This window comes from uncultured Roseicyclus sp., assembly GCF_937892565.1.
Lineage (GTDB): Bacteria > Pseudomonadota > Alphaproteobacteria > Rhodobacterales > Rhodobacteraceae > Roseicyclus.
Window position 1 is genome coordinate 46,860 of sequence record NZ_CALAHQ010000005.1, and the last position, 12,257, is coordinate 59,116.

Consider the following 12,257-nt stretch of genomic DNA (forward strand, 5'->3'; position numbering starts at 1 on the left):
CCGCGTGATGCGCGCGAAATCCCAGCCATGGGGTGTGTCAGATCGCAGAGGAATGTCCCTGGCCCTGCGTCTCATAGGCGTCAAGGGTGCGCGCGATCATGCGGGTCAGAGCCCGTCCCTGGGGGAGGATGCCCAGCCCCTTGGCGTCGATGGTCAGCATTCCCGCAAACTGATCGGCGGCCTTGGCATAGATGGCGGCCAGCCTTTCGTGCGGCACATCGAAATCCCGCATCAGGGCCGCGCTGTCGATGTGGAAATCGCACATCAGCATCTCGATCATCCGCGCCCGGAGCCTGTCTTCGCCCTTGAAGACATGGCCGCGCCCGGTCGCCATCTGGCCCGCGCGCACGGCTTTTTGATAGGCGGCGGTCGAACTGGCGTTTTGCGCAAAGCCTTGCGGAAAGCGCGAAATGGCGGATGCGCCAAGACCGATCAGCACATCGCAGGTGTCGTCGGTATAGCCTTGGAAATTGCGCCGCAAATGCCCGGTGCGCGCGGCCACGGCGATGCTGTCCTCGGGTCTGGCGAAATGGTCGATGCCGATCTCCTGATAGCCATCCCACAGAAACAGGCGCCGCGCGGTGTCAAACAGGTCAAGCCGTGCCTCGGGCGAGGGCAACAGTTCGGTCGGGATCATCGCCTGACGCTTGGCCATCCATGGCACATGGGCATAGCCATAAAGCGCCACCCGGTCCGGGTTGAGCGACATCAGCATCTGAACCGAATCCGACAGCCGCGCCATGGTCTGTTCGGGCAGGCCGAACAAGATATCGGCATTGAGCGATCGAATGCCTGCCGCACGCAAGCCTTCGACGGCGGCGCGTGTCACCTCATAGCCTTGCACGCGGCCGATGATCTGCTGGATGTCGGGGTCGAAATCCTGCACCCCGATCGAGGCGCGGGTCATCCCCGCCTCTGCCAGCGCATCGATGCGGGCGGTGTCGATCTCGTTGGGGTCGATCTCGACCGAAAACGCGGCGTCCGGGGCAAAGGGCATCGCCGCGCGCAGGCTTTGGGCCAGATCACGCATCACCGGGGCGCCCAGCAAGGTGGGCGTGCCGCCCCCCCAATGCAGCCGCGCCACCGTGACCCCCTGTGGCAATGCGCGCCCCAAAGCCCCGATTTCTTGGGTCAATGTTGCCACATAGGCCAGAACCGGGTCATCGCTTCGCACACCTTGGGTGCGACAGGCGCAAAACCAGCACAACCTTCGGCAGAAAGGCACGTGCAGGTAAAGCGAGATGCGCGCCCCCTGCGGGATCGCCGCGATCCAGTCAAGAAAGACAGCACCCGTCACGTCATTCGAGAATTTCGTGGCCGGTGGGTAGCTGGTGTAACGCGGGACTTTCGCGTCGAAAAGCCCCAACCGGCGGAGTTGATTGACATGTTCCATTGGATTACCGCTAGAACCAGATCGTGCCGTTTGACCTTGATCTGGATCAATCGCGCGCGGTCCGCCGCCCGGTAAAAGGGATAAGATCATGCCGCACAGACAACATGCCTTTCCACAGGTCGACTGCGCGCAATGCCCGATCCGACATCGCGCGGTGTGCGCCCGCTGCGAGACCGACGAGCTCGAGCAGCTTGAGGCGATCAAGTATTACCGCAGCTACGAGGCCGGCCAGACCATCGTCTGGGCGGGTGACAAGATGGATTTCGTGGCCTCGGTCGTGCATGGGGTGGCGGCGCTGAGCCAGACGATGGAGGATGGCCGCCGCCAGATGGTGGGGTTGTTGTTGCCGTCCGATTTCATCGGCAGACCCAACCGCGACCGTGCGTCCTATGATGTGACGGCAACCACGGATGTGCAGCTGTGCTGTTTCCGCCGCATGCCGTTCCAGGAGATGTTGATCACCACGCCCTCTGTCAGCCAGCGGCTGTTGGAAATGACGCTTGATGAACTGGATGCCGCGCGGGAATGGATGCTGCTTTTGGGGCGCAAGACCGCGCGCGAAAAGATCGCAAGCTTCCTGTCGATCATTGCCCGGCGCAACGCGACGCTGCAGGCAAAAAGGCCAAGCGGCCATGTGGCATTCGAGTTGCCGCTGACGCGCGAGGCGATGGCGGATTATCTGGGCCTGACGCTGGAAACCGTCAGCCGCCAGATGTCGAGCCTGAAGAAAGACGGGGTGATCGCGCTAGAGGACAAACGCCGGATCATCGTGCCCGATTTCGACGCGCTGATGCACGAGACGGGCGACGACGCGGATGGTGGCGTCTACTGATCGGCCGCACCGCGCGCGCCCGTAGTGTCCGCCGGTCGGGGCTCAGTCGCGGGACAGCGTGACAACCGGCGGCGCACCCCAGATCGTGCTGCCATCCGCCAGCACCCAGTTCGGTCGCGACGGGATCGGCAGGCGGATGTCCAGACCGTTCCATCGGTAGACGTGATCCCGGCCATGCGCCAGCGCGACCCGCAGGCCCGGCACGGGGTTCAGGGCCGCATGCACATCCGCCCGCCCATCCTTCTTGAAATGGGCGATATCCCAATCCTCGATCAGGCCCTCGTGCCGGGTGCGCACCCAGCAATGCATGCCCGCCGCGATACCGTCGGGATCGTCGTCGAAGAAATAGCAGGTGAGATAGGCCGTGTCGTATCCAGCCGTGCGCAGCGCCGCCACAAGATAGGTGTTGATGTCGATGCAATCGCCCACCGCGCAGGCGACGGCCGGGATGGCGTCGTGCCCCGTATACCAGCGGTCGGGCCCTTCGATCGCGCCGTAGGCAAAGCGCTTGGCCGTATCGAGGACGATCGCCTCCAATCCGCGCCGACCGCCCCCGGCGTCTTGCGCCATGCGCCGCGCATCCTGTGCCAGATCCTGCGCCGCGCGGCGGCGGGCGGCCGGTTCCGGGTGCCAGGCCGCATCGGCAAGCGTTCCCGGCCGGCCAGAGACAACATGGCCAAGCCGTGCGGGCGCGTCGGGATGGGGCGGGGTGAGCAGGGCGGCAAGCTGCCCGCTGCGCGCCTCACCCAGGATGCTTGTGTTCCATCCCTCCGGCAGGTCGACCCGTTCGAGGCGCTGGAACTCGGTGTCGATCCCCAAGGGAACGATCAGCGCGACCGCGTCATGGTCGCGAGCGGTGTCCGTCATCTCGACGGTGACAGTGGCAAGCGGCAGCGGCATCCATCACACCCCGTGGTTCCGGCCATGGCGCGATACCCCGACCGGATTACGGTTCCATGACGACCGACAGCATCGCTCGCGCCTCAATGTGCCATGAACACCGGCACCGTTGCATGTTCGAGCATGTTGCGCGTCGCCCCGCCCAGAATCGCTTCGCGAAAGCGGGAATGCCCATAAGCCCCCATCACCAGAAGATCGGCGTCGCTGTCGCTGACATGGCGCGCGATCATCTCGGATACGCGCGGCAATGTCTGGGCAAGGATCGAGACCGAGACCTTGACCCCATGGCGGCTGAGCATGCGCGACAACTCCGCGCCGGGGTCCGCGACCTCGGGGCTATGCCGCTCGGGGGCGATGATGCAGATGTCCACCTCGCGCGCGGCTTTCAGCAGGGGGATCGCGTGGCGCACAGCGGCCATGGCTTCGGCCGATTCGTTCCAGGCGATCACGATGCGGTCGGGCCTGCCCGACGGGGCCACCCCTTTGGCCAGAACGATCACCGGGGCATTGCCATTGAAGATCGCCGCTTCGACGATGACCGGGGCATCGGAATACTGCCCTTCGCCATAGGGCTTGGGCTGGATCACCAGATCGGCAAAGCGCGCCCGCCGTGCGACCAGCCCCATCACGGAGGCCGATTGCGCCACCATCGCGTCGACGCCCCATGAGATCGCGCTGCGCGCCAATTCGGTGCGCGCCGCAGCCTCGATCGCATTCGCCTCGGTCTGGGCCTGCATGATGGTTTCCTCATGCATCAACGTCGTCGCACCGGCGAAATAATACCCCGTCTGCGTGCGGTCGATCCCAAGACACAACACGTCAAGATGCGCGCCCTGGCTTTCCGCGAAAGGCACCGCCGCGCCCAGCACGGCGGGCACCTCCTTGGGGTCGGTCAGGATGGTCAGGATGGATTTATAGGCCATGGATACCTCCTCGGTCGGCTCCTTTTGCATCTAGACCGGGGCAGGACGCCGCACCTTGACCTGCGTCAACGGGACGGGCGGTTGCGTTTGACATGGATCAAGGCCAGCCGCCGCCCCTTGGATGATGTGGGGGCAGATGGAACAGCGCCGGGCGGCTTGATGCGTGTCGGAACCGGCGCCTCACGAAGGGACGATCGATGCTTGATTATGTAAAGCTGTTGATCCTTGGCCTAGTGGCGGTCTGTGCTGCCATCGCGGCCAATTACGCGCGGGATCTGGCCTATCTGGTCCATGCGCTGTTGATCATGGGGGCCGCCGCCATCACGTTCGTGATCGTGCTGCGCAGCGCCGATGAGCCCAAGGCCCCGGTGCCGGCCAACGAATACATGGACGGCCCGGTCAGGGCCGCCGCCATCGCCACCGCCTTTTGGGGGGTGGTGGGCTTTCTGGCGGGCACCTTCATCGCCTTTCAACTGGCCTATCCGGTGCTGAATTTCGACTGGGCGCAGGGATATCTGAATTTCGGGCGGCTGCGGCCGCTGCACACCTCGGCGGTGATTTTTGCGTTTGGCGGCAACGCGCTTCTGGCGGCCAGCTTCTACATCGTCCAGCGCACAAGCGCGGTGCGGCTATGGGGTGGGAACACGGCCTGGTTCGTGTTCTGGGGTTATCAGCTGTTCATCGTGATGGCCGCGACCGGCTATATCCTCGGCTCGACCCAGGGCCAGGAATATGCCGAGCCTGAATGGCTGACCGATCTGTGGCTGACCATCGTCTGGGTTGCGTTTCTGGCGGTCTTCCTGGGCACGCTGATCAAGCGCAAGGAACCCCATATCTACGTCGCCAACTGGTTCTTGTTGTCCTTCATCGTCACGGTGGCGATGCTGCATGTGGTCAACAACCTGCAGATCCCGGTGTCGCTGTTCGGGTCGCGGTCGGTCACGGTCATGTCGGGCGTGCAGAACGCCATGACGCAGTGGTGGTATGGCCATAACGCCGTGGGCTTTTTCCTGACCGCCGGTTTTCTGGGGATGATGTATTATTTCATCCCCAAACAGGCCGAGCGCCCGGTCTATTCCTACAAGCTCAGCATCATCCATTTCTGGGCGCTGATCTTTCTTTATATCTGGGCGGGTCCGCATCATCTGCATTACACGGCGCTGCCTGACTGGGCCTCGACGCTGGGGATGGTGTTCTCGATCGTGCTGTGGATGCCCAGCTGGGGCGGCATGATCAACGGGCTGATGACGCTGTCGGGCGCGTGGGACAAGCTGCGCACCGATCCGGTGTTGCGGATGATGGTCACCTCGGTCGCGTTTTACGGCATGTCGACCTTTGAGGGGCCGATGATGTCGATCCGGGCGGTCAATTCGCTGTCGCATTACACAGACTGGACCATCGGCCATGTGCATTCCGGCGCGCTGGGCTGGAACGGCATGATCACCTTCGGGATGCTCTACTACCTGTTCCCCAAGCTGTGGAACAAGCAGCGGCTCTACAGTCTGCGCGCGGTCAGCTGGCATTACTGGTTGGCCACCATCGGCATCGTTCTTTACGCCGCCTCGATGTGGGTGACGGGGATCATGGAGGGCCTGATGTGGCGCGAAGTCGATGCCCAGGGGTTCCTTGTGAATTCCTTTGCCGACACGGTCGCCGCCAAGTTCCCGATGTATGTGGTGCGGGGCTTGGGTGGGGTTCTCTACCTTGCCGGTGCGCTGATCATGGCCTGGAACCTCTACATGACGGTCCGCAAGGGTGTCGTCCGCCGTGACGCGCCGCTTGTGGCCCCGGCCGAATAAGGAGGGCCCGAAAGATGGCACTTGAAGGTCACAAGAAGATCGAAACCAACGCCACCTTGCTTTTGACGCTCAGCTTTCTGGCCGTCACGGTGGGGGGCATCGTGGAAATCGCGCCGCTGTTCTATCTTGAGAACACGATCGAGGATGTGGATGGCATGCGCCCCTATGCGCCGCTGGAGCTTGCGGGGCGCGAAATCTACATCCGCGAAGGCTGCTATGTCTGCCACAGCCAGATGATCCGCCCGATGCGCGACGAGGTGGAACGCTACGGCCACTACAGCCTTGCCGCCGAAAGCCAGTATGATCACCCGTTCCAGTGGGGGTCAAAGCGCACCGGCCCCGATCTGGCGCGTGTGGGCGGGCGGTATTCGGATGAATGGCATGTGGATCATTTCACCAGCCCGCAATCCGTGGTGCCGGAATCGGTCATGCCGGCCTATGCCTATCTGGCCGATACCGTTCTTCAGCCGACCCATGTCGTCGATCTGATGCGCACCCACCGGATGGTGGGCGTGCCCTACAGCGACGAGATGCTGGAAAACGCGCGGGTCGATTTCATCCAGCAGGCCACCGATTTCGGTGATCCGGGCGTGCTCGAACGCTACCCCGGCGCGCAGCAGCGCGATTTCGACGGGCAGCCCGAGGTCACCGAAATGGATGCGCTGATCGCCTATATGCAGATGCTGGGCACGCTGGTCGATTTCTCGACCTTCATGCCCGACCAAGCCTTTGCAAGCCGGTAAGGGGGGCTGAACGATGGAAGACACCTATACCGTGCTGCAGGTCATCGCCCGCAGTTGGGGCGCGATGTTCATGCTGCTCTTTTTCCTTGGCGTGATCGTGTTCACCTTGCGACCGGGCAGCCGCAAGATCCACCGCGACACCGCGAACATTCCGTTTCGTCATGATGACCGGCCGGCCCGGGACACGCCACAGGCCCAGACCCGCCAGACCAAGGAGGCGCGGCAATGAGCGACCACAAGACACCCCATCCCGAAGAGCAAAGGCTTTTGGCGGGTGACCCCGAGACGACCGGCCATAGCTGGGACGGGATCAAGGAATTCAACAACCCGCTGCCGCGCTGGTGGCTCTGGACCTTTTACGCCACGATCGTCTGGGGCATCGCCTATACGGTGATGTATCCGGCCTGGCCGCTGATCAACGGGGCCACGCCCGGGATCTTGGGCTTTTCGACCCGCGCCAATGTCGCCGCCGATATCGAGCGATTCGACGCGATGAACGCCGATATCCGCACCCGTCTGACCGAGGTGGAACTGGCCGCGATCACGCTCGACGCGCATCCCGACCTCTACAACTACGCCATTCAGGGCGGGGCGGCGGTGTTTGCCACATGGTGTTCGCAATGCCATGGTGCGGGGGCGGCCGGTGTTCAGGCGGCGGGCTATCCCAACCTGCTTGACGATGACTGGCTCTGGGGTGGCACGGTCGACGAGATCCATTTCACGATCAGCCACGGCATCCGCAATGCCGATGATCCCGATGCGCGCTATTCGGAAATGCCGGCCTTTGGCGATTTGCTTGGCGATGCGGATATCGCGGCGGTGGTCCAATATCTGCGCAATGTCTCGGGGCAAGCCGCCGATGTCACGCTCGCGGCGGCGGGCGAGGCGGTCTATCTGGAAAACTGTGCGGCGTGCCATCTCGATGACGGGGCTGGCGACCGCTTTCTGGGCGCGCCAAATCTGACCGATGCGATCTGGCTTTATGGCGGGTCCGAGGCGGCGATCGAACACAGCGTGCGCTTTGCCCGATTTGGGGTGATGCCGCCCTGGTCGGCCCAAGCCTCAAGCGCGGGGCGTCTGTCCGAGGATCAGTTGCGCGCCGTTTCGATCTATGTCCACTCCCTGGGTGGCGGCGAATAGGCCGCCTTGGGTCACGGGTCCGCCAACCCCTCCCGGTTGGCGGAATGGCACCGGTCCCGCGCCTGTTCGCGCGTTTCCCGCGGGACCGGTGTCGTCATCACAGCCCGCCCCCTTCCTCAGACGGGGCGCGCGGGCTGTGTTTTCATCCGCCCGCAGCAAAGCCCGCATTTGATCCACGTCAAGGAGGCCGCTCCCCCATCCGTTCTACACGATGGGGGCGCAGGACAGCATTTCTTCCCGGGGGCACACGATCATGAGCGTCACAGGCGCGCCACAAAAGCTCTATGCCGCACGCGAACCCGTTTTCCCCAAGCGGGTCTCGGGCCGGTTTCGCAACCTCAAGTGGCTGATCTTGTTCGTGACGCTGGGCATCTACTACGTCACGCCCTGGATCCGCTGGGACCGCGGGCCGGAATTGCCCGATCAGGCCGTGTTGCTGGATCTGGCACACCGGCGCTTTTTCTTCTTCTGGATCGAGATCTGGCCGCATGAGTTTTACTTTGTGGCCGGATTGCTCATCATGGCGGGGCTGGGGCTGTTCTTGTTCACCTCGGCCCTGGGGCGGGTCTGGTGTGGTTATTCCTGCCCCCAGACGGTCTGGACCGATCTGTTCTTTACCGTCGAGCGTTGGATCGAGGGCGATCGCAACGCGCGGCTCAGGCTATGGAACGCCAAGTGGGATGTCCACAAATGGCGGCTCAGGCTGACCAAATGGCTGGTCTGGCTCTTGATCGCGATGGCCACGGGCGGGGCTTGGGTGTTCTATTTCGCCGATGCGCCGACGCTGTTTGTGGATCTGTTCACCGGGCAGGCGGCGATGGTGGCTTATGTCACGGTGGCGATCCTGACCGCCACGACCTTTGTGTTCGGCGGCTTCATGCGCGAACAGGTCTGCATCTACATGTGCCCATGGCCGCGCATTCAGGCCGCGATGATGGATGAACACTCCATCACGGTCGCCTATCGCGATTGGCGGGGCGAGCCGCGCGGGCGCGGCAAAGAGCGCGAGGGGATGGGCGATTGCATCGATTGCAACGCGTGCGTCACTGTCTGCCCGGTGGGCATCGACATCCGCGATGGTCAACAGCTGGAATGCATCACCTGCGCGCTGTGCATCGATGCCTGCGATGACATCATGGCCAAGGTCGGCAAGCCCCGCGGGCTGATCGATTACATGGCCCTGACCGACGAGGCGCATGAACGCGCAGGCAAGCCCAAGGTGTCGGTCTGGGCCCATATCTTTCGGCTGCGCACGATGATCTACACCGCGCTTTGGGCGGGTATCGGCGTGGGTCTGACGGTTTTGTTGTTCATCCGCTCCGATATCGACATGACGGTCGCCCCGGTGCGCAACCCGCAATTCGTGGTTCTGTCCGATGGGTCGATCCGCAACACCTATGACGTGCGTATCCGCAACATGTCGCATGCCGACAGCCGTTATACGATTTCGCTCGGCTCCGATCAGCCGTTCGAGGTGATGCTCGAGGGTCAGCCCGGCGCCAGCGTGACCGTGCCGCTCAACAGCACGCTGTTGCAGCGGGTGTATCTGGTCGCTCCCGCAGGCAGCCCGGCCGCCGGGCGCGAGCGCACCGATGTCCGCCTGTGGATCGAGGATGAGGCCGGCACCGGGCGTGCCCATCGCGACACCACCTTTTTCGGGAGACCTACCCCATGAGCGACAGCGCACCCACGACCGATCCCGGACGCAAGCTGACCGGGCGCCATGTGCTGGCGATCTTTGTCGGCGGTTTCGGTCTGATCTTCGCGGTGAATGCCTTCATGGCCTACAGCGCGGTGTCGACCTTTCCGGGGTTGGAGGTGTCTTCGAGCTATGCTGACAGCCAAAGCTTCGATCTGCGGCGCGATGCGCAAGACGCGCTGGGCTGGAGCGCGCGGGTCGAGGTGCCGGGCGACGGCACGCTGATCTTGCATCTGCTGGACCGCGATGGCGCGCTGGTGGCCCCCGCCGAATTGACCGCGCTCTTGACCCGGCCCACCAACCGGCAACAGGATCAGTTGCTCGAGTTGCGCCGCGAAAACGGCGCCTTTGTCGCCCCAGTCGCGCTGGCGGATGGGCAATGGCGGCTGCGCCTGACGGGCGTGGCGCGCGACGGGACCGAATACCGCCACAACATCACCTTTCGCCATTTCGAGTGAGCCCGATCATGGTCGCCACCTTTGAGCATATCCGCCCTTCGGCCTGTCCGGCCTGCAATGCGGCGCCTGCGGCCGAATATCTGGCCGATACGCCCAAAGACGCCACCGTGATGCTGTCGCTGCCTGCCATCCATTGCGCGGGCTGCATATCGGGGGTCGAGCGCGCGCTGATGGCGGTGCCGGGCGTGCGGGAGGCGCGGGTGAACCTGACGCTGCGCCGCGCGTCGGTTCAGGCGGGCCCCGACGTGACGGCCGATGCCTTGGCCGCCGTGCTGGAGCGCGCGGGCTATGAAGCCCATGAGCTTGATCCCGGCGCGCTGGCCACCACCGATGCCGACCGCGCGGGCCGCGATCTGCTGATGCGGCTGGCCGTCGCCTTTTTCGCGATGATGAACGTCATGCTCTTGTCGGTCGCGGTCTGGTCGGGCGCCGATGGCGCGACCCGCGACATGATGCACTGGATCAGCGGGCTGATCGCGGTTCCCGCCGTGATCTTTGCCGCGCGGCCCTTCTACGTCTCGGCCTGGGGGGCGCTCAGGGCGTGGCGCATCAACATGGATGTGCCGATCACCACGGCGATGCTGCTGGCGCTGGGCACCTCGATCGTCGAAACGGCGCTCTCGGGCCATCACGCCTATTTCGACGCGGCGGTGATGCTGTGCTTCTTCCTGCTGGCCGGGCGTTACCTCGACCATCGCACGCGCGCCGCGGCGCGGTCGGCGGCGCAGGAACTGGCCGCCCTCGAGGTGCCGCGCGCGATCTTGCTGACGCCCGCAGGCGAACAGACCGTAGCCGCAGGGGCGCTTGTCCCGGGCGACCATGTGCTGGTGCGCCCCGGTGGGCGCATCCCGGTCGATGGGGTGGTGCGCGCGGGCCAGTCCGAGCTTGACCGCTCGCTGATGACCGGCGAAAGCCTGCCCGCCTTCGCGGGCCCTGGCTATGCCGTCAGCGCGGGCGAGGTCAATCTGACCGGTCCCCTGACCGTCGAGGTGATCGCCGCAGGCCGCGACACCGCGCTGCACCGGATCGCCGATCTGGTTGCCGTCGCGGAATCGGGCCGTGCCAATTACAGCCTGCGCGCCGAGATGGCAGCAAGGCTCTATGGGCCGGGCATTCACCTGCTTGCTGCGGTCTCGGCCATCGGCTGGTGGATGCACACGCAAGACATCCGGCTTGCCTTCAACATCGCCGCCGCCGTGCTGATCATCACCTGCCCCTGCGCGCTGGCGCTGGCGGTTCCCGCCGTCACCACCGCGGCCTCGGGGCGGTTGTTCCGCCGTGGCCTGCTGATCAAGTCGGGTACCGCCCTTGAACGTCTGGCCGAGGTCGATACCGTCGTCTTCGACAAGACCGGCACGCTTACCACCGGTACGCCCGAACCCGTCGACCTCGCGGCACAGCCCGAGGCCGAGATGCGCGTGGCGCTTGCGCTGGCCGAGGGCTCATCCCACCCGCTGGCCGAGGCGCTGGCGCGCGGCCTGCGCGCGCGCGGCCTGCGCCCCGCCACCGTCACCGCCCTGACCGAGGTTCCGGGCTACGGCATCGAAGGGCAGTGGCGCGGCCACACCGTCCGGCTTGGCCGTGCCGCTTGGGTCGGGGCCGCGCCGCTTGACGTGACCGCGACCTTTCTCTCCCTCGGAGACGATGCGCCGCCGCGCGCGCTGAGCTTCACCGATACGCTGCGCGAAGGCGCGGCCGAAACCGTCGCCGCGCTGCGGGCATCGGGCAAGCGGGTGATCGTGATCTCGGGCGACACGCAGGGCGCGGTCGACCGCTTCGCGGCGCGCATCGGCATAGACGAGGTCGTGGCCGAGGCGCTGCCGCAAGACAAGCTGGCGCGCATCAAGGCGCTGACCGATGGCGGTGCGCGCGTGCTGATGGTGGGCGACGGGCTCAACGACACCGCGGCGCTGGCTGCCGCCCATGTCTCGATGTCGCCCGCTTCCGCGCTTGATGCCGCGCGCACGGCGTCCGACATGGTGCTGATGGGCCGTTCGCTGGCACCCATCGCCGAGGCAAGCGTGACATCCGTGATCGCCGCGCGCCGCATCCGCCAGAACTTTGCCATCGCCGCCGCCTACAACATTCTCGCCGTGCCGCTTGCGGTGGCGGGCCTGTGCTCGCCGCTGATCGCGGCCTTGGCGATGTCGACCTCCTCCGTTACGGTGGCGCTCAACGCCATGAGGCTGAAATGAGCACGCGATGGATATCCTGGGGGTTCTGATCCCGGTCAGCCTGTTTCTGGGCGCCGTTGGGCTTGGCGCTTTCTGGTGGATGCTCAGAAAGGGCCAGTTCGACGACCCCGATGGCGATGCCCACCGCATCTTGCGCGATGATTACGATGACACGCCCAAATCATGATGGCTCGGG

Annotated in this window: 12 protein-coding genes; 9 read left to right on the forward strand and 3 right to left on the reverse strand. The window is 64.8% G+C overall.

Features of this window, described 5'->3' with window-relative positions; all coding sequences use genetic code 11:
• Positions 1-37: 37 nt before the first annotated feature.
• A complete protein-coding gene (gene hemN / locus Q0094_RS00805; protein WP_297614210.1) occupies positions 38-1,393 on the reverse strand; it encodes an oxygen-independent coproporphyrinogen III oxidase in 1,356 nt (451 codons plus the stop codon).
• An 88-nt stretch (positions 1,394-1,481) separates the two neighbouring features.
• Between hemN and fnrL the strand changes: the two genes are divergently transcribed.
• On the forward strand, positions 1,482-2,225 hold the full coding sequence (gene fnrL, locus Q0094_RS00810; RefSeq protein WP_297614212.1) for a transcriptional regulator FnrL: 744 nt from the start codon (positions 1,482-1,484) through the stop codon (positions 2,223-2,225).
• Between the two features lie 42 nt (positions 2,226-2,267).
• On the opposite strand, the gene Q0094_RS00815 is transcribed toward fnrL, so the two are convergent.
• Entirely contained in the window at positions 2,268-3,092 is an 825-nt protein-coding gene (locus Q0094_RS00815) for a transglutaminase domain-containing protein (protein WP_297614214.1), read from the reverse strand.
• A 116-nt stretch (positions 3,093-3,208) separates the two neighbouring features.
• Positions 3,209-4,048, reverse strand: a complete 840-nt coding sequence (locus Q0094_RS00820; protein WP_297614216.1) for a universal stress protein — start codon at positions 4,046-4,048, stop codon at positions 3,209-3,211.
• Between the two features lie 197 nt (positions 4,049-4,245).
• Between Q0094_RS00820 and ccoN the strand changes: the two genes are divergently transcribed.
• From ccoN to ccoS, 8 genes are all read left to right on the forward strand, one after another.
• On the forward strand, positions 4,246-5,847 hold the full coding sequence (gene ccoN / locus Q0094_RS00825; protein WP_297614218.1) for a cytochrome-c oxidase, cbb3-type subunit I: 1,602 nt from the start codon (positions 4,246-4,248) through the stop codon (positions 5,845-5,847).
• Between the two features lie 14 nt (positions 5,848-5,861).
• Positions 5,862-6,590 carry a cytochrome-c oxidase, cbb3-type subunit II gene (gene ccoO, locus Q0094_RS00830; RefSeq protein ID WP_297614220.1) on the forward strand — a complete coding sequence of 243 codons (729 nt, stop codon included), beginning with the start codon at positions 5,862-5,864 and terminating at the stop codon, positions 6,588-6,590.
• 13 nt (positions 6,591-6,603) lie between these two features.
• Positions 6,604-6,819 (forward strand): cbb3-type cytochrome c oxidase subunit 3, encoded by a 216-nt coding sequence (locus Q0094_RS00835; protein ID WP_297614222.1) that lies wholly within the window; start codon positions 6,604-6,606, stop codon positions 6,817-6,819.
• Complete coding sequence (ccoP, locus tag Q0094_RS00840; RefSeq protein WP_297614224.1) at positions 6,816-7,730, forward strand: cytochrome-c oxidase, cbb3-type subunit III; 915 nt, start codon at positions 6,816-6,818, stop codon at positions 7,728-7,730. The genes Q0094_RS00835 and ccoP overlap by 4 nt, the downstream gene beginning before the upstream one ends.
• 253 nt (positions 7,731-7,983) lie before the next feature.
• Complete coding sequence (ccoG, locus tag Q0094_RS00845; protein ID WP_297614226.1) at positions 7,984-9,405, forward strand: cytochrome c oxidase accessory protein CcoG; 1,422 nt, start codon at positions 7,984-7,986, stop codon at positions 9,403-9,405.
• Positions 9,402-9,887 carry a FixH family protein gene (locus Q0094_RS00850; protein ID WP_297614228.1) on the forward strand — a complete coding sequence of 162 codons (486 nt, stop codon included), beginning with the start codon at positions 9,402-9,404 and terminating at the stop codon, positions 9,885-9,887. The genes ccoG and Q0094_RS00850 overlap by 4 nt, the downstream gene beginning before the upstream one ends.
• A gap of 8 nt (positions 9,888-9,895) precedes the next feature.
• Positions 9,896-12,082, forward strand: coding sequence for a heavy metal translocating P-type ATPase (locus Q0094_RS00855; RefSeq protein ID WP_297614230.1), 2,187 nt, complete (start codon positions 9,896-9,898; stop codon positions 12,080-12,082).
• 7 nt (positions 12,083-12,089) lie between these two features.
• The gene (ccoS, locus tag Q0094_RS00860; RefSeq protein ID WP_297614232.1) at positions 12,090-12,248 is read left to right on the forward strand and encodes a cbb3-type cytochrome oxidase assembly protein CcoS; all 159 of its coding nucleotides are present in this window, start codon (positions 12,090-12,092) and stop codon (positions 12,246-12,248) included.
• Positions 12,249-12,257 lie beyond the last annotated feature (9 nt).